Raw genomic sequence first — 17460 nt, forward strand, 5'->3', positions numbered from 1 at the left:
GCTCCCCCCGCCCCGGGGGCGACCCTGGGGTGCGGGCCCCGGAGGGAGTTCCCTCCGGGCCCCGCACCGCTGTCCGCGGCTCAGTCCGTCGCGCGCCCCTTGGGCCGCCACACCACCAGCGCGCTGGTCTGCTGCACCTCCTGGTACGGGACCAGGTCCCGGCGGTAGGAGGCGTGCACCGCGGCCTCGCGCTGGCGCATCGCCGCCGCCGCGCCGTCCAGGGCGGACTCCATCTCGGCCACCCGGGCCTGGAGCGCCGCGACCTGGTTCTCCAGTTCGATGATGCGTTTGATGCCGGCCAGGTTGATGCCCTCGTCCTGCGACAACTGCTGCACGGTGCGCAGCAGTTCGATGTCCCGGGCCGAGTAGCGCCGGCCCCGGCCGGCGGTGCGGTCCGGGGAGACCAGGCCCAGACGGTCGTACTGACGCAGGGTCTGCGGGTGCAGGCCGGACAGCTGGGCCGCCACCGAGATGACGTAGACCGGGGTTTCCTCGGTCAGTTCATACGGATTGCGCCGACGACCGTCCATCTCCGTCAAGCTCCCTTCGCGGCCTCGAACAGCTCCGCCCGCGGATCCTCGTCCGCGGTCGCCTCGCGATACGCCTCCAGTGCCTCACGAGCCTTCCCCGTAAGGTCCTTCGGAACACTCACCTCGACGGTGACCAGCAGATCCCCGCGAGTGCCGTCCTTGCGGACCGCGCCCTTGCCGCGGGCCCGCATGGTCCGCCCGTTGGGCGTGCCGGCCGGCAGCTTCAGCGTGACCGGCGGGCCGCCCAGGGTCGGCACCCTGACCTCGCCGCCGAGCGCCGCCTCCGCGTACGTCACCGGCACGGTGACGGTGAGGTTGTCGCCCTTGCGGCCGAAGACGGAGTGGTCCTTGACGTGCACCACCACGTACAGATCGCCCGCCGGGCCGCCGCGCTCGCCCGGCGTGCCCTTGCCGCGCAGCCGGATGCGCTGCCCGTCGGAGACCCCGGCCGGGATGCGGACCTGCATGGTCCGGGAGGACTTGGCGCGTCCGGAGCCCTTGCAGACGTCGCAGGGGTGCTCCGCGATCAGACCGCGGCCCTTGCAGTCCGGGCAGGGGTCGGTCAGCGAGAACCCGCCGCCCGAGCCCCGGGACACCTGGCCGGTGCCGACGCAGGTCGGGCACACCCGGGGCGTGCCGTTCTTGTCGCCGGTGCCCGAACACGCCTTGCAGGGCGCCTGCGAGGACATCCGCAGCGGAACGGTCGCGCCCTCGATGGCCTCGGTGAAGCTCAGCGTGACCTCGGACTCGATGTCCTGCCCGCGCCTGGGCTGGGTCCGGGTGCCGCCGCCCGCGGTGCCCCGGTTGAACAGGCCCCCGAAGACGTCACCGATGCCGCCGCCGAAACCGCCGGCCCCCTGTCCGCCGCCCTGCGCGCCGCCTCCGAAGAGGTCGCCCAGGTCGAAGTTGAAGGTGCCGCCGCCGGCCGCGCCCGGCCCGGGGCGGAAGCCCCCGTTGCCGAAGAGCGCGCGTGCCTCGTCGTACTCCTTGCGCTTCTTGGTGTCGCCGAGGATGTCGTTCGCCTCGGAGATCTCCTTGAAGCGCTCCTCCGCTTTGACGTTTCCCTTGTTGGCGTCCGGGTGGTTCTCGCGGGCGAGTTTCCGGTACGCCTTCTTGATCTCGGCGTCGGTGGCGTCCTTGGGGACGCCGAGGACCTTGTAGTAGTCCTTCTCGATGAAGTCCTTGGTGCTCATCCCCGACGTCCCTCCTCTCTCGTCACTGCACGATCAGCCCTCGTCCGGGCCACCGCTCTCCTTGTCCTCGGCGGAGTCCGCCGTCGGCTCGGTGCTCTCCTCGGCCGGCTTGACCGGCTGCGCCCCGGGCTGGGGCTCGGCGACGGCCACCCGCGCGGGGCGGATGGTGCGCTCGCCGATCCGGTACCCGGGCTGGAGGATCGCCACGCAGGTCGTCTCGGTGACGTCCGGCGCGTAACTGTGCATCAGGGCCTCGTGGATGGTCGGGTCGAAGGGCTCGCCCTCCTTGCCGAACTGCTGAAGACCCAGCTTGGCCGCGACCGCCTCCAGCGACTCGCCGACGCCCTTGAAACCGCCGACCAGTTCGCCGTGTTCCCGGGCCCGGCCGATGTCGTCGAGGACGGGGAGCAGCTCGGTCAGGAGGTTCGCGGTGGCGACCTCCTTCACGGCGACCCGGTCCCGCTCGACCCGGCGGCGGTAGTTCTGGTACTCGGCCTGGAGCCGCTGGAGGTCCGCGGTGCGCTCGCCCAGCGCGGTGCGCACCTGGTCCAGCTGGGCCACCAGGCCCGCGTTCTGGCTCGCGTCCCCGGCCGGGGCCGCCCCCTCCTCCGAGGAGGGGGGAGCGGCCTTCGGCTCGGCGTCTTCGGAGGTGGCGCCGGAGGGGACGTCGGGCTTCTCGTCAAAACCCGGGGTCTCCTCCGTCACGCGGCACCGTCCTTGCGCTCGTCGTCGACGATCTCGGCGTCCACGACGTCGTCGTCGGCCTTGGCCTGACCGGCACCGGCGTCGGCGCCCGGGGCCTCGCCGCCGGCCGCCTGCGCGCCCTGGGCGTCGGCGTACATGGCCTGGCCGAGCTTCTGCGAGACGGCGGCGACCTTCTCGGTGGCGGTGCGGATCTCGGCGGTGTCCTCGCCCTTGAGCTTCTCCTTCAGCTCGGTGAGCGACTCCTCCACCTCGGTCTTGACCTCGCCGGGGACCTTGTCCTCGTTGTCCTTGAGGAACTTCTCCGTCTGGTAGACGAGCTGCTCGCCCTGGTTGCGGGTCTCGGCGGCCTCGCGGCGGCGGTGGTCCTCCTCCGCGTACTGCTCGGCCTCCTGGCGCATCCGGTCGACCTCGTCCTTCGGCAGCGAGGAGCCGCCGGTGACGGTCATCTTCTGCTCCTTGCCCGTGCCCAGGTCCTTCGCGGTCACGTGCATGATGCCGTTGGCGTCGATGTCGAAGGAGACCTCGATCTGCGGGACGCCGCGCGGCGCCGGCGGCAGCCCGGTCAGCTCGAACATCCCGAGCTTCTTGTTGTACGCCGCGATCTCGCGCTCGCCCTGGTAGACCTGGATCTGCACGGACGGCTGGTTGTCCTCGGCGGTGGTGAAGATCTCGGACCGCTTGGTCGGGATCGTCGTGTTCCGCTCGATCAGCTTGGTCATGATGCCGCCCTTGGTCTCGATACCGAGGGACAGCGGCGTGACGTCAAGGAGCAGGACGTCCTTGACCTCACCCTTCAGCACACCGGCCTGGAGCGCGGCGCCGATGGCGACGACCTCGTCCGGGTTGACGCCCTTGTTGGCGTCCTTGCCGCCGGTCAGTTCCCTGACCAGTTCGGCGACGGCCGGCATCCGGGTGGAGCCACCGACGAGAACGACGTGGTCGATCTCGCTGAGCTGGATGCCCGCGTCCTTGATCACGTTGTGGAACGGCGTCTTGCAGCGCTCCAGCAGGTCCGCGGTCAGCTGCTGGAACTGGGCCCGGGTGAGCTTCTCGTCCAGGTGCAGCGGGCCCTCGGCGGAGGCCGTGATGTAGGGCAGGTTGATCGAGGTCTCGGTGGACGAGGACAGCTCGATCTTCGCCTTCTCGGCGGCCTCGCGCAGGCGCTGGAGCGCCATCTTGTCCTTGCTCAGGTCCACGCCGTGACCGGACTGGAACTGCTTGACCAGGTAGTCGACGACGCGCTGGTCCCAGTCGTCACCACCGAGGTGGTTGTCACCGTTGGTGGCCTTCACCTCGACGACGCCGTCGCCGATCTCCAGCAGCGACACGTCGAAGGTGCCGCCACCGAGGTCGAAGACCAGGATCGTCTGGTCGTCCTTGTCGAGGCCGTACGCCAGCGCGGCGGCGGTCGGCTCGTTGACGATGCGCAGGACGTTCAGGCCCGCGATCTCGCCGGCCTCCTTGGTCGCCTGCCGCTCCGAGTCGTTGAAGTACGCCGGGACGGTGATGACCGCGTCGGTCACCTTCTCGCCCAGGTACGCCTCGGCGTCCCGCTTCAGCTTCTGCAGCACGAAGGCGCTGATCTGCTGCGGGTTGAAGTCCTTGCCGTCCAGGTTGATCTTCCAGTCGGTGCCCATGTGGCGCTTGACCGACCGGATGGTCCTGTCGACGTTCGTGACCGCCTGGCGCTTGGCCACCTCGCCGACGAGGACTTCGCCGTTCTTGGCGAAGGCGACGACGGACGGCGTGGTCCTGGCGCCCTCTGCGTTGGTGATGACGGTGGGCTCGCCGCCTTCAAGAACGCTGACGACGGAGTTAGTCGTGCCCAGGTCGATGCCGACCGCACGTGCCATGGTGATTTCCTCCAGCTGACTTGAGTGGAACAGGCTCAAGTGTGCACGACGAAGTCCGCCGGGTCAACAGACCTGAGTCGAGTGGACTCAACTCTTATCCGTTCCTTACGCGCAACGACTCGCTGTTGGTCAGGGTTCCCTCAGCGACACAGATCACGACACGGCCGACTACAGTGCGGCGGAGAATGGGGGGTACTCTCATACAGACCGCATAAGCTACCGCTCAGTAACTCTCGCTCAGCTGTACCGCCCCCCTGGAAACCTCGCAGGCCCGAGGAGCCCCGAAATGCAACTCGCCGCGATCATCGTGTCGCTGGTCCTGATCGTGGTCGGCGTGGCGCTGTTCGCCCGCGCCGTCCTGCAGATCGTCACCTACATGCGACTGGGCCAGCCGGTGCCGGCCGGCACGCGGACCGACGCCCCCGGGCAGCGCACCCTCACGGTGGTCCGGGAGTTCCTCGGCCACACCCGGATGAACCGCTGGGGCGTCGTGGGCGTCGCGCACTGGTTCGTGGCGGTGGGCTTCTTCTCCCTGCTGCTGACGATCGTCAACGCCATCGGCCAGCTCTTCCAGGCCGACTGGCTGCTGCCGATCCTGGGCGACTGGGCGCCGTACAACGTCTTCGTCGAGTTCATCGGCACGATGACCGTGCTCGGCATCCTCGTCCTGATCGGCATCCGGCAGCTCAGCCACCCGCGCAAGCCGGGCCGCAAGTCCCGCTTCGCCGGCTCCAACTTCGGCCAGGCGTACTTCGTCGAGGCGGTCATCCTGATCGTCGGCGTCTGCATCTTCACGCTGCACGCGCTGGAGGGCGCCCAGCACCACGTGGACGGCTACGAGGCGTCGTTCTTCATCTCGTACCCGGTGGTGTCCTGGCTGGAGGGCCTGGACCTCGCCAGCCTCCAGAACCTCACCTACTTCTTCGCCGGCCTGAAGATCGCGACCTCCTTCATCTGGATGATCACGGTCGCCCTGAAGACCGACATGGGAGTGGCCTGGCACCGGTTCCTGGCCTTCCCGAACATCTTCTTCAAGCGGAACGCGGACGGCGGGACCTCGCTGGGCGCCCTGCTGCCGATGACGTCGGGCGGCAAGCCGATCGACTTCACCGACCCCGGCGACGACGACGTCTTCGGTGTCTCCCAGGTCGAGCAGTTCTCCTGGAAGGGCCTCCTCGACTTCTCCACCTGCACCGAGTGCGGCCGCTGCCAGTCGCAGTGCCCGGCCTGGAACACCGGCAAGCCGCTCTCCCCGAAGCTGCTGATCATGTCCCTGCGCGACCACGCGCACGCCAAGGCGCCGTACCTGCTGGCGGGCGGCGGCAAGTCGATGGAGGGCGAGGAGAAGGCGAGCGAGGAGCAGCTGGCGGGCGTGCCGGCGGCGGCCCTGGCGGAGGCCGAACGCCCGCTGGTGGGGTCGTTGGACGACAACGGCGTAATCGACCCGGACGTCCTGTGGTCCTGCACCACCTGCGGCGCCTGCGTCGAGCAGTGCCCGGTGGACATCGAGCACGTCGACCACATCGTCGACATGCGCCGCTACCAGGTGATGATCGAGTCGTCGTTCCCGTCCGAGGCGGGCACGATGCTCAAGAACCTGGAGAAGAAGGGCAACCCCTGGGGCCTGGCGAAGAAGCAGCGCCTGGAGTGGACCAAGGAGGTCGACTTCGAGGTCCCGGTGGTCGGCAAGGACATCGAGGACCTCACCGAGGTCGAGTACCTCTACTGGGTCGGCTGCGCGGGCGCGTTGGAAGACCGCGCGAAGAAGACCACGAAGGCGTTCGCGGAACTCCTCCACATGGCGGGCGTCAAGTTCGCCATCATGGGCGGCGACGAGAAGTGCACCGGCGACTCGGCGCGGCGGCTGGGCAACGAGCCGCTGTTCCAGGAACTGGGCATGGAGAACGTCGCCGCGCTGAACATGGCCTTCGGCGAGGAGATGGACGACGAGGGCAAGGTCGTACCGGAGTCCGCGAAGCCGAAGTCGGCGAAGAAGATCGTCGCGACCTGCCCGCACTGCCTCAACACCCTGGGCAACGAGTACCCGCAGCTCGGCGGCGACTACGAGGTCATCCACCACACCCAGCTGCTCCAGCACCTGGTGGACGAGGGCAAGCTGGTCCCGGTCACGCCGGTCGAGGGCATCATCACTTACCACGACCCCTGCTATCTGGGCCGGCACAACAAGATCTACACGCCGCCGCGCGAGATCATCGCGGCCGTCCCGGGCGTCCGCAACGAGGAGATGCACCGGCACAAGGAGCGCGGCTTCTGCTGCGGTGCCGGTGGTGCGCGGATGTGGATGGAGGAGCGGATCGGCAAGCGCATCAACAACGAGCGCGTCGACGAGGCCCTCTCCGTCAACCCGGACATCGTCTCCACGGCCTGCCCGTTCTGCCTCGTCATGCTGACCGACTCGGTCAACGGCAAGAAGAACGACGGCCAGGCGAAGGAGTCGATCCAGGTGGTCGACGTCGCCCAGCTGCTGCTGGACTCCGTGCGGACGCCGGTGGACCCGGCGGGCGAGGCGGAGAACGAGAACGCGCCGGAGCCGGAGCCGGTGAAGTAACGCCTCCGGCCAGCTGTTGAGCCCGCTCAGTCGAGCGGGCTCAGCCGTTCCCCTCGGCTTTCGGCGACCCGGAGGACCTCCTGAAGGGACTCGGCCAGCCGCACGGCGAGATACCGCAGCTCCCCGTCCGGAGCACTGGGCAGCATCCCGCGCGCGTGGACGAGCAGCCGCTCCCCCATCTCCAACTGGACGGATTCGGTGACGTCCGCGATCCGGGAGACGGTCCCGCCGTGCCGGTCGGTGATGAGGTAGGCCGGCTTGCCGCCTTCGGCTGCGGCGGAGCAGGGCAGCAGGCGGATATGGTCGGTCATGTCATCAGCTCCGTGTGAGTGGGCAGTTGGTGGCCACGCCCCCGGACGGCTCCACCCGTCGCGGGGGCTTCATGTGCCTCACCGTAGCGGAGGCATTACAGGCATGCTAGGGGTTCCGTGAATCGCACGGATGTACAGGGATACGCATGATGGCTGGCATGATGGAGTTCGCCCCCGACATCCCGCGCTGGCGCCAGGTCGCGGAAATCATCCGTGGCCGGATCGCGGACGGCACCTACACCCCACGCACACGAGTGCCCTCGGTCGTCCAGCTCACCGCGGAGTTCGGCATCGCCAACGCGACGGCCCACAAGGTACTGCGCGCACTGCGTGAGGAAGGGCTGACCTACACCGAACCCGGCCTGGGGTCCTTCGTCGCCCGGCGCTCGGACGGGACACCCACCGAGTGAGCCCCGACCTCGACCGCACCTGGCCCATCTGGCGTCAGGTCGCCGCCGCGACCGCGGACCGCATCACCGACGGCCAGTACCCCGTGGGCGCCCGCGTCCCCTCGGTCGTCGAACTGTCCGCCGAGTTCGGCATCGCCGCCTCGACGGCGCAGAAGGCCCTGAGCCACCTCAAGGCGGAGGGCCTCATCCGCGCCGAGGTGGGCCTCGGCTCCTTCGTCATCCGGCGCCCGGACGACCCGGCGTAGCCGCCCGGCCCGCCAAGGCCGGTCCGAACACGCGTACAACCCTCACTCCCCGCCAGCAGTCTCCTGATCGCCGAACGTGCAGTGACCCCGCCCCCAACTCCCGGCGAACACACCGCAACCGGCACTCAACCGACGCGATGCCGTCAGGCATTCGCATGCCGCAGGAGACCCCGTATGCACAGACCTCTGCGCCTCGCCCTCGCGACCGCCACCGCCGCCGCGCTGACCGGCGGGCTGCTCAGTGCCGTCGCCGTGACGGCCACCGCCGCCGACGCCACCGTCGTCCCGGGGGCCGACTTCAACGGCGACGGCCGCGGCGACGTCGCCTTCTCCGCCAGCAGCTCCTACGTCGCCGGCAAGCAGGGCGCCGGCCAGTTCGTCGTCCTCTACGGCACGGCCACCGGCGTCTCGTCCGCCAAGCGCCACACCATCAGCCAGAACACCACCGGCACCCCCGGCGGCGCCGAGACGGGCGACATGTTCGGCGCGGAGAGCGCCTACGCCGACTTCAACGGCGACGGCTACGACGACGTCGCCGTCGGCTCCCCCGGCGAGGACGTCGGCAACGACAAGGACGGCGGCAGCGTCACCATCCTGTGGGGCTCGAAGTCCGGCATCACCGGCAAGGGCGCCGCCGTCGCCGACCCGGCCGCCTCCGCGCACGACTACTGGGGCAAGAACCTCGCGGCCGGCGACTTCGACGGCGACGGCAAGGCCGACCTGGCCGTCGGCAGCGACAACGCCACCGTGTACGTCCTCAAGGGCGGCATCAGCAGCACCGGCAAGCCCGGCGGAAAGTACACCGTCAAGCCCCCGATCCTCAGCACGGAGGCGATGGGCCCGCTCAACCTCACCACCGGCGACATCAACGGCGACCACCGCACCGACCTCGTCGTCGACGGCTACGAGACGGCCACCGAGTACGGCTGGAACCGCAACTTCTACCTCCCCGGCTCCGCGACCGGCCTGACGGCGTCCGCCGCGCAGCCCCTCAAGCCCGGCGTCATCACCGCGATCGGCGACATCGACGCCGACGGCTACGGCGACATCGTCAGCGGCGCCTACTGGAACACGAAGACCGAGGACGGCACCACGGTCCCCGACTCCGCCAACGGCGGCAAGGTCTGGGTGACGTACGGCGCGGCGGCCGGCCCCGGTGCCGCCACCGGCATCACCCAGAACACCGGCAACGTCCCCGGCACCGCCGAGGGCAACGACTTCTTCGGCTACGAACTCGACCTCGGCGACATCAACGCCGACGGCTTCCTGGACCTGGCCATCGGCGTGGCCGGCGAGAACATCGGCAGCGCCGTCAACACCGGCACGGTCACCGTCCTCTACGGCACCGCCGCGGGCCTGAACACCGCCTCCGGCACCCAGTCCTTCTCCCAGGACACCGCGGGCGTCCCCGGCGCGAGCGAGAGCGACGACTTCTTCGGCGTCGACCTCAAGCTCGACGACGTCACCGGCGACGGCCGCGCCGACCTCGTCGTCGGCTCGGACGAGAACGCCGGCAACGGCGCACTGACCTACCTGCCGTCCAACGGCACGAAGATCATCACGTCCGGCTCCCGCACCATCTCGCCGAGCACCTCCGGCGTCTCGACGACGGGAACGCCGTACTTCGGTTCCAACTTCGCGGACTGACGGGCGGCTGACGGACGGCCGACGGGCCGCCCCCTAGGGGATACGGTCCGATCCCGTAAGGGATGTCACAGCTCGGCCGCAAAGCCGGGCCCTGAAGCCCGGGCCCGGCACGTCACTCAGCGGGACCAGGTACGTTCGGAAGCGTGGCTGGATTCAGGATCGGACGCGGCCGGGACAACGGCGCTCCTCAGACGCGACCGCAACACCCCCCGCACGGGCAGCAGACGCCGCAGGGACAGCCGTACGGCTATCCCCCGGCGCCGCAGCCGTACCCACCGCAGCCGCCGTACACCGGCGGCGCCGGCGGCGGGCAGTGGCCGCAGCCGAACGGCGGCGGCTACGGCGGCCAGGCGCCCGGCGGGCACGGCGGGCACGGCGGGCACGGCGAGCCGGAATACTTCGGCGACGACGCCGGCTACCCGCGGGGCGGCCCGCCCGGCGCCGCGCCGCACGACCCGTACGCCGCCAACAACCCCGGCCACACCCAGGCCTTCTCGGTCGGCGAGGACCCGTACACCCAGGGCGACACCTACCGCGCCGGTTCGGCCACCCCGCCGCCCGGCCCGGTCGGCCCCCGCCTGCACTGGAAGGACCTGCTGAAGGGCGTCGTCACCGCCCCCAACCAGACGTTCCTCCAGATGCGGGACTACACGATGTGGGGCCCCGCCCTGATCGTGACCTTCGTCTACGGCCTGATCGCGGTGTTCGGCTTCGACGGCGCGCGCGAGGACGCGATCAACGCGACGCTGTCGAACGCCATCCCGATCGTCCTGGTGACGGCCGTCGCGATGGTCCTGTCCGCCTTCGTCCTCGGCGTGGTCACGCACACCCTGGCCCGGCAGCTCGGCGGCGACGGGGCGTGGCAGCCCACGGTCGGCCTCTCCATGCTGATCATGTCGCTGACGGACGCGCCGCGCCTGATCGTCGCCATGTTCGCGGGCGGCGACGCGCCGTTCGTCCAGATCCTCGGCTGGATCACCTGGGTCGCGGCCGGCGCGCTGCTCACCGTGATGGTCAGCCGCTCGCACGACCTGCCCTGGCCGAAGGCGCTGGGCGCGTCCGCGATCCAGCTGGTCGCCCTGCTGTCGATCGTGAAGCTGGGCACGTTCTGACGGACCCACGCACCACCTGAACGCGAAGGGGCTCCCGCGATACGGGAGCCCCTTCCCCTTACCAGCAGAAGCACCTGGAGTCGGCCCAGCAGGGGCAAGGACAGCGGCGCACCCGCACCATGCGGATGGCGGAGAGACGACCAGATCAAGGTCGACCCGCAGGCGGCCGAGGCGATTCACGAAGCACAGCGGGAGATCCTGGCCGGCATCCGCATCCGCACCATCCCTACGAGGTGGCAGGAACAGGGCTTGGGCAATCCCCGTGCGGGCACCGAGCACGTGGCCCACCACCATGTCGAGCACGGCCTGACCAACCCCAGGCTGGTCGGCTACCGGACCTGCCACGGCGAATCCTGCACGGGAAGACGGCCAGCCTGTCACCGGAGAATGGGAGCCGGTCAACAGGCTCGAAGAGTGCGAAGCCGTGTGCGCGGCGATCGCCGGGTCGGAAGCCGCCGTCGTTGGAACTGTCCGATCGCGGACGCCGGTTGCTGCGGACAGCTCATCTCCGCAGCGGCTTGTGCTCCGACGGGCTTGTGCCGGACGGACGGACGAGGACTGCCCTCCGCGCCGGGGCCTGACCGGATCGCGGGCCCCCTTGGAGTGATGGCAGCACCAACTGCCACCAGTCGGAGAGGCGGCCATTGACCGCCTGGGGGCCGTCCAGCGCCTCCGTGAGCGTGCAGAATCCGAAAAAGGCCCGGACCAGGGTGCGGGCGGTGGGGGCCGGGCGAACACCGGCGGCCAGCTGGCCGCCGGCATGGGCCTGGGCCAGCAGACGGGTGGCCGCGGTCGTCCACAGCACGAAGGGGTCGGGGAGCTGCACGTTTATAGCGTGACGCTCTGCCCACAGACGGGCACCCGCGCGCGTCAGGGAGTCCTCGGCGAGAGCCCGGGCGATCTCATGACTCAGCGCGATGAGCCGCTCCAATGGCGGCACGCTTTGGTCTTCGTAGCGCGTGACGAGGCTCGGCCAGGTCGCGAAGCCGTCGTGGACGACAGCCAGCGCGATGCCTTCCTTGCTCGCGTAGTGGAAGTAGATGGACCCGCTGGTCCGTCCGGAGCGGGCGCTTATGTCGTTGACGCTGGTGCCCGCGTAACCCTGCTGGGCGAAGAGGCAGGCGGCTGCCTCCAGAAGTGATCTGCGGGTTGCTCTGGCCCGGTCCTGCAAGATTCCGTACACCTCAGCTCGGCCTCATCATGAACGATCAAATGTAGTGCGCCCGCGTACGCCTGAGGCAATGAACCGGCAGCCTCGCACGATGATTGCGCATTTCTTTCGATTTTGAACACCCAAGAGTGGAAATTGGCTTCGCGGGTGCCGCACCTGGCCGACCGTTCGAAACACCGCCACCCGCTGAGAATTTCGTCCTTGTCGCAGGAACTGGTCGCAACTCGTCCCGTGCAAAGCCTTCCTGACGCCACATCAGGCACGTAGTCGAAACGTTTCTCGACAGCCGCTTACACCGCGATCTCCTGCCGGTCGAGTACTCGAAGTGGTGATTGCATCGCCTTCCCGGCCGCAAATATCGTAGTCGTTGCAATGTTTTCTCTTTGCGGCCGGCCACATGGAATTCGAGCCGTCTTCCCGCTGGAACCGCCGGAAGAACACTCACTTTCCCCGGGGGCCCGTCATCGAAGGCCCGCATCACCTCACATCGCGGTCTCACTACGCACGCGACCGCCCTTCTGCCCCACAGGAGACCACCATGACGCCGACGCTTCACGCCCTCTCGAACTGGTCACCCGAGGCCGTCGTCTTCGACTGCGACGGCACGCTGATGGACACGGAACGCCATTGGCAGGACGCGCGTGGCCGCGCCTTCCGCGAGTTCGGGCTGCTGCCGCCGCCAGGGTTCGCCGAGCGCGCCAAAGGCGTGCACTACATGGACTGCGGCCGCCTGATGGCCGAGGAGACGAACAAGCCCGACCTGGCCGCGGACCTGGCCGCCGCGCTGCTCGGACACTTCCTGTCCCTTGTGGCGGACGACCCTCTGACGATGCCGGGCGCCTCCGAGTTCGTACGTCTGCTGTCCGGGCGGCTGCCCCTGGCCGTGGCCAGCAACTGCCCGCTGGAGGTGGTCGAGGAGAGCCTCGGCCGCGCCGGACTGCGGCGGCACTTCCGCCACGTCGTCGTGCCCACGGGGCCGCCCGGGGAGCCGGCCGGGCCGCAGCCGGTGGCGGACCGCGAGCCGGCGGAGACCGTGGTACGGCCCAAGCCGTGGCCCGATGTGTACGCCACGGCGGCACGCCTGTGCGGTGTCCTCCCGGGAGCCGCACTGGCCGTCGAGGACTCCCTCACCGGGGTCGAGTCGGCGTGGCGGGCCGGCCTGCGTGTGCTCGGCGTGGGCCCGCTTCCGGACGGCGGGGACACCGGGCACGCCGACGCCTGGGTCAGGGCTCTGGACTGCGAGGAGGTGTTGGGACGGGCGTGGGACCGGCCCACCTCGCCAATGGGCGAAGAGCAGGCTCACGGTCACGAACACCACGACCCGTCCTGAGAGATGTCCCGCAACTGCAAGTCGTCTCCGGCAGGGGACCGCTTGCGGCAGTCAGCCGAAGAGGAGATCGCCGGTGTACACGAGTCGATCTCCGTGGAACGCGCGCACGGGTCAGGGCAGATGGCGTGCGCGGGGGCTTCTTCCCGTCCACCGTCGCCCCTGGCAGAGCCGAGCGGACGGGATGGCAGCCGGGTGAGCGGTGGGCTGCGGCGAGGCCAGTGATCACCGAACTGAGGACCGCCAAGCCGTGGTCTTCCCCGGACAGGAACGGCCCAGGCCGTGGAGCTCCAGTCGGGTTGTGCACGCAGGCACACGTGCATGCCTAGCCGCTGCGCACGGCGAAGGGGCTCAGCCTCGAAGGCTGGCTCCACCCGAAGAGCCCGAGCCCGGCCCTGGTTGCCGCCAGGGTCCGGGCTACCGCGTGGAGTCGCTAAGCGGATCCGGCCGACTACCCAACGGCCGGGCCCGTTCTGCTACCCGCCATCGTCCGACTCACCACTTCTGGCAAGGCCCTCGGCTCTCAGGGCCGAAGCTCAGGACGGACCGGAACCGCACGGCAGAGGCCTATCGGTCAGCACTGACAACCAAGGGTGCGCCCGAATCAGTGCCGCCCCTCAAGCACCCTAGAGCGCCTCCCTGTTCGCCTTGGCCGCCTCCCCCGACCCATGCACTGGAGGCAAGACGCTCCAGGGAAAATTGATCCACTCATCGGTCCGCTTCCACACGTACTCGCACTTCACCAGCGACTGGGTCTTCTCGTAGATCACCGCACTGCGCACCTCGGCGACGGTGTCCAGGCAGAAGTCGCGCACCAGCTTCAACGTCTTGCCGGTGTCGGCCACGTCGTCGGCGATCAGCACCTTCTTGTCGGAGAAGTCGATCGCGTTGGGGACCGGCGCCAGCATGACCGGCATCTCCAGTGTCGTCCCCACCCCCGTGTAGAACTCCACATTCACCAGATGGATGTTCTTGCAGTCGAGCGCGTACGCCAGCCCGCCCGCCACGAACACCCCGCCCCGGGCGATGGACAGCACGACGTCCGGCTCGAACCCGTCGTCCGCCACGGCCTGCGCGAGCTCCCGGACGGCGACACCGAACTGCTCGTAACTGAGATTCTCCCGAACGTCACTCATACCTTCGCACTCATACCTTTGTCCGCGCTCACACCTGGGTCCGATGAAAATTGAGGAAGGAGCGGGAGGCGGTCGGCCCCCGCTGTCCTTGATAACGCGACCCGTACCGCTCACTCCCGTACGGGTACTCGGCCGGCGAACTGAGCCGGAACATGCACAGCTGCCCGATCTTCATGCCGGGCCACAGCTTGATCGGCAGCGTGGCGAGATTGCTCAGCTCCAGCGTCACGTGCCCGGAGAACCCCGGGTCGATGAACCCGGCGGTGGAGTGCGTGACCAGCCCGAGCCGGCCGAGCGAGGACTTCCCCTCCAGCCGCGAGGCGAGGTCGTCGGGCAGCGAGATGACCTCGTACGTACTGGCCAGCACGAACTCACCGGGGTGCAGGATGAACGGTTCGTCCCCGTCCGGCTCGACCAGCCTGGTCAGATCCACCTGCTCGACCGACGGGTCGATGTGGGGATACCGGTGATTCTCGAACACCCGGAAGAACCGGTCGAGACGTACGTCAACACTGGACGGCTGCACCATCGAATCGTCGTAGGGGTCGATCCGTACCCGCCCGGCGTCGATCTCGGCCCGGATGTCCTTGTCTGAGAGAAGCACGCCCCGAGGATACGCAAGGCGCGCGAAGCGACCGCAATCGGCCACCCCACGCGCCGCGCGCTGCTGCTTTCGTCCGCTACGTCCGCTACCGCTTCTGGTAGCTCACCGGCACGACGCTGCGCAGCCGCGCACACCTCGGACACCGGACGAGCCGCCCGGGACCGAGCCGCTCGGCCTGCTGCATCGGGAACGAAGAGGTGCTGAACACGTGCCCATCGGCACAGCGGACGACGGTGCGCTCCATCAAGTCCTTCAAGTCCCTTCCCCAAGAGCCGCGTCTGATCATGTCTACCTGACGACATCGACGACAAAAGCCACAGTACGGGATGAAAGGAACGACTCTCCAGGCGGCACTCCGCCCCGCCCGGCCCCTCTCCAGCACCGCCACCGTACGCCCCAACTCCCACCCCCCGCAGCCCCGTCCCACCCCCTCGAAAACACCCCGGAACGACGACCGGGCCCCACGGCGCGAACACCGGGAGCCTGGCATGAGGTAGAGTGAGCGAGCATCCGGACGCCGGTTCCAACCAACTCCGTGACGCTTACGCGGGTGTAGTTTAATGGTAGAACATCAGCTTCCCAAGCTGAGAGCGCGAGTTCGATTCTCGTCACCCGCTCCATTTCGAACCCCCAGGTCATTGGCTTGGGGGTTGTTTGTTGTCTAGTCCAATTCCGGCGGCGTGCCCTTCGCGTGCCCTAGTGCAGGTGCAGCACCCCCTCCGGGGTCACCCGGGCGCCACTCCAGCGATCCAGGTCGCCGACCTTCTCGAATTGTGAGACCCATCTAGTGTGACCTGCACTACCAACTGGCGAGCGGTGTGCGAAGCAGCGTCCGCAAAATTGCAGTTCACAAGGGTCGCCTACAAATCTTCACCCACAGTGTCGACCCTCTCGGCCCACCAGCACCCCTCATCGCTGCCCGCTCTCTACGAAGGCCTCGTTGTCAGTGGCGCTCATTACGCTCCTTGATGTCACCGACAAATCAGGAGTGGCCGCTGACGTCTCGACGTACGTCGAGACGGAAGGGCTGCCCGTTGCCGAGGCCAAGACCATGGCACTGCAGCTGGAACGACACGGGCAGGTTCAGATCTCACGGGACTTCTCAGGCCGTGACACCCAGGTCTTCCTCACCGACGATGGCTCGCTGGCGGCTGGAGGGTTGAGGTCGTCGCAAGCCGACTCGGTCGCACGCTTCCTACCTGCGGCATCGAATACCTCGCCGAGGACCGGCGCGGCGACATCGACCCGTAGCCCCACCATGCCTGGCACCACGATCCAGCCCACCGTGCGCAGGCGTGTCCGGCGGCTCAGGCGGGCACAGCGCAACTCTGCCGATTGCGGCCATCGGCCCCGCGCTCTTGGTCATCAAGCCGTGCCGCCACTCTGGAAGCGCTTACTGTGGTGTCCTCGGACGCCTGCCGGGAACCGGGGCAATCATGCCCGCGCGCTCGCTGGCGGGGCCTGTAGCAGCCGGTGGTGATCCCGCCGCGGCCCACCCGCGTCCTGCCCCCGGACAGCCATGAGGACACGGCAGGTACAGCAGCAGATGACGACGTCAGAGCCTGGTCTCCAGGACCCCTGCACCGCACCGCACTTCGCGACATCCGCCCTGATCACGATCGACGTGCAGCAAGATTTCCTCTCCGAAGCCCCCTACGGAGTACCGGGCACCACGGAGATCCTGCCCGCGCTGCGGCGGACCGTGTCCGCCTTCCGCGCCGCAGGAAGGCCGGTCGTGCACGTCGTGCGCCTGTACGAGGAGGGCGGAGGCAACGCCGACCTGGTACGGCGGCGGCTGCTGAAGTCGGGGGTGCGGATCGCCGCTCCGGGCTCGCCGGGCAGTCAGCCGGCCGACGGCATTGTTCCCGAGGGGGCGCCCGCCCTGGATCCGGAGCTGCTCCTGTCGGGCCGACCGCAGCGGCTGGGGCCGTACGACCACGCGGTATTCAAACCGCGCTGGGGCGCGTTCTACCGCACGTGCCTGGAAGATCTGCTGCGTGAACTCGGGGTCGACACGCTGGTGTTCGCGGGGTGCAACCTGCCGAACTGCCCGCGGGCGAGCATCGTCCAAGCGTCGGAACGGGACTTCCGCGTCGCGCTGGTGCGGGACGCGGTCTCACAGGTCACGGACTCCGCGCTCACGGAGCTGGCGGGCATCGGCGTCCACCTCATCGAGGCCGACGCTCTCGAAGGACTGCTCACCGAACCGGTCCAGGCAGGCTGGGCGTGTCATTGAAGAACAGGTTCAGCGGGAACGCGGCGAGCGTGGCGCTGGTGATGGCACTGCCGCCGGTGACCTGCCCCCAGGCCGGGAAGGCGTGGTAGATCGTCGGCGCCGCGGCCGGCAGCATGCCGATGCCGCCGAAATCGACTGTGGCCACAGCAGGTGGCGCTCCCACGGGCGGTGGCTGCACACGGAGGCCGGACCCGTGGTGTGAGGCGCCCTCGTGCGAGAGGCTGCCCCTGCGAGGTGATCCACGGCCTCACACATGGGAGCCGGGGCGTGTGCGTGAGGCGTAATCCCGGACGCTCCCAGAGCGTGACGGGGTGGAAACCCGGTCTTCCTACGGTGTTGATCGTGGGGCCGCGTGCCGCAGGTGAGGCAGGCCGGCTCGGGAAGGTACGCACGCGGCGCGGTGGAGGTTCG

General features: G+C 69.0%; 17 protein-coding genes, 1 tRNA gene and 1 pseudogene. 9 read left to right on the plus strand and 10 right to left on the minus strand.

Translation table 11 applies throughout. The features are described from left to right. Positions 1–80: 80 nt before the first annotated feature. Genes AB0G32_RS05030 through dnaK form a run of 4 tightly spaced genes read right to left on the minus strand, consistent with a single transcriptional unit; the run spans position 81 to position 4281 of the window. Entirely contained in the window at positions 81–530 is a 450-nt protein-coding gene (locus AB0G32_RS05030; RefSeq protein WP_361158262.1) for a helix-turn-helix domain-containing protein, read from the minus strand. A gap of 5 nt (positions 531–535) precedes the next feature. Further along, on the minus strand, positions 536–1723 hold the full coding sequence (gene dnaJ, locus AB0G32_RS05035; RefSeq protein WP_361158265.1) for a molecular chaperone DnaJ: 1188 nt from the start codon (positions 1721–1723) through the stop codon (positions 536–538). 33 nt (positions 1724–1756) lie between these two features. Further along, on the minus strand, positions 1757–2428 hold the full coding sequence (grpE, locus tag AB0G32_RS05040) for a nucleotide exchange factor GrpE (protein WP_361158268.1): 672 nt from the start codon (positions 2426–2428) through the stop codon (positions 1757–1759). Further along, the gene (gene dnaK, locus AB0G32_RS05045) at positions 2425–4281 is read right to left on the minus strand and encodes a molecular chaperone DnaK (protein WP_361158271.1); all 1857 of its coding nucleotides are present in this window, start codon (positions 4279–4281) and stop codon (positions 2425–2427) included. Before dnaK ends, grpE begins: the two co-directional genes overlap by 4 nt. A gap of 286 nt (positions 4282–4567) precedes the next feature. Here dnaK and AB0G32_RS05050 point away from each other — a divergent pair, with 286 nt between their 5' ends. Further along, positions 4568–6850, plus strand: a complete 2283-nt coding sequence (locus AB0G32_RS05050; RefSeq protein ID WP_361158273.1) for a heterodisulfide reductase-related iron-sulfur binding cluster — start codon at positions 4568–4570, stop codon at positions 6848–6850. Between the two features lie 26 nt (positions 6851–6876). Here AB0G32_RS05050 and AB0G32_RS05055 read toward each other — a convergent pair whose 3' ends face one another. Continuing rightward, a complete protein-coding gene (locus AB0G32_RS05055) occupies positions 6877–7161 on the minus strand; it encodes a hypothetical protein (RefSeq protein ID WP_361158276.1) in 285 nt (94 codons plus the stop codon). A gap of 158 nt (positions 7162–7319) precedes the next feature. On the opposite strand from AB0G32_RS05055, the gene AB0G32_RS05060 reads away from it, so the two are divergent. The 5 genes and pseudogenes from AB0G32_RS05060 to AB0G32_RS05080 all read left to right on the plus strand — a co-directional run. Then, positions 7320–7571, plus strand: a complete 252-nt coding sequence (locus AB0G32_RS05060; RefSeq protein ID WP_361158278.1) for a winged helix-turn-helix domain-containing protein — start codon at positions 7320–7322, stop codon at positions 7569–7571. After that, positions 7568–7816, plus strand: coding sequence for a winged helix-turn-helix domain-containing protein (locus AB0G32_RS05065; RefSeq protein WP_361158281.1), 249 nt, complete (start codon positions 7568–7570; stop codon positions 7814–7816). Before AB0G32_RS05060 ends, AB0G32_RS05065 begins: the two co-directional genes overlap by 4 nt. Before the next feature lie 174 nt (positions 7817–7990). Continuing rightward, positions 7991–9463 carry an FG-GAP and VCBS repeat-containing protein gene (locus tag AB0G32_RS05070; protein ID WP_361158284.1) on the plus strand — a complete coding sequence of 491 codons (1473 nt, stop codon included), beginning with the start codon at positions 7991–7993 and terminating at the stop codon, positions 9461–9463. Between the two features lie 143 nt (positions 9464–9606). After that, positions 9607–10575, plus strand: coding sequence for a Yip1 family protein (locus AB0G32_RS05075; protein ID WP_361158286.1), 969 nt, complete (start codon positions 9607–9609; stop codon positions 10573–10575). 213 nt (positions 10576–10788) lie between these two features. Further along, positions 10789–10869 (plus strand): annotated as a pseudogene (locus AB0G32_RS05080) (hypothetical protein); the annotation flags it as partial. A gap of 208 nt (positions 10870–11077) precedes the next feature. On the opposite strand, the gene AB0G32_RS05085 reads toward AB0G32_RS05080, so the two are convergent. Then, entirely contained in the window at positions 11078–11746 is a 669-nt protein-coding gene (locus AB0G32_RS05085; protein ID WP_361158289.1) for a ScbR family autoregulator-binding transcription factor, read from the minus strand. A 538-nt stretch (positions 11747–12284) separates the two neighbouring features. Between AB0G32_RS05085 and AB0G32_RS05090 the strand changes: the two genes are divergently transcribed. Then, the gene (locus tag AB0G32_RS05090; protein WP_361158292.1) at positions 12285–13076 is read left to right on the plus strand and encodes an HAD family phosphatase; all 792 of its coding nucleotides are present in this window, start codon (positions 12285–12287) and stop codon (positions 13074–13076) included. A 623-nt stretch (positions 13077–13699) separates the two neighbouring features. Here the strand turns inward: AB0G32_RS05090 and AB0G32_RS05095 are convergent. From AB0G32_RS05095 to AB0G32_RS05105, 3 genes are all read right to left on the minus strand, one after another. Beyond that, complete coding sequence (locus tag AB0G32_RS05095) at positions 13700–14209, minus strand: phosphoribosyltransferase (protein WP_361158295.1); 510 nt, start codon at positions 14207–14209, stop codon at positions 13700–13702. Between the two features lie 28 nt (positions 14210–14237). Beyond that, the gene (gene dcd / locus AB0G32_RS05100; RefSeq protein WP_361158297.1) at positions 14238–14813 is read right to left on the minus strand and encodes a dCTP deaminase; all 576 of its coding nucleotides are present in this window, start codon (positions 14811–14813) and stop codon (positions 14238–14240) included. Positions 14814–14898: 85 nt separating this feature from the next. Next, the gene (locus tag AB0G32_RS05105; protein ID WP_361158299.1) at positions 14899–15099 is read right to left on the minus strand and encodes a hypothetical protein; all 201 of its coding nucleotides are present in this window, start codon (positions 15097–15099) and stop codon (positions 14899–14901) included. Positions 15100–15359: 260 nt separating this feature from the next. Between AB0G32_RS05105 and AB0G32_RS05110 the strand changes: the two genes are divergently transcribed. Both AB0G32_RS05110 and AB0G32_RS05115 read left to right on the plus strand, forming a co-directional pair. Then, positions 15360–15433, plus strand: a tRNA-Gly gene (locus tag AB0G32_RS05110). Positions 15434–16359: 926 nt separating this feature from the next. Next, complete coding sequence (locus tag AB0G32_RS05115) at positions 16360–17049, plus strand: isochorismatase family cysteine hydrolase (protein WP_361158301.1); 690 nt, start codon at positions 16360–16362, stop codon at positions 17047–17049. Here AB0G32_RS05115 and AB0G32_RS05120 read toward each other — a convergent pair. Continuing rightward, the gene (locus AB0G32_RS05120) at positions 17012–17194 is read right to left on the minus strand and encodes a hypothetical protein (protein WP_361158304.1); all 183 of its coding nucleotides are present in this window, start codon (positions 17192–17194) and stop codon (positions 17012–17014) included. The two genes, AB0G32_RS05115 and AB0G32_RS05120, sit on opposite strands and share 38 nt — an antisense overlap. Positions 17195–17460: the final 266 nt, after the last annotated feature.

The sequence above is a fragment of the Streptomyces sp. NPDC023723 genome, assembly GCF_040639815.1.
Classification (GTDB): Bacteria; Actinomycetota; Actinomycetes; order Streptomycetales; family Streptomycetaceae; genus Streptomyces.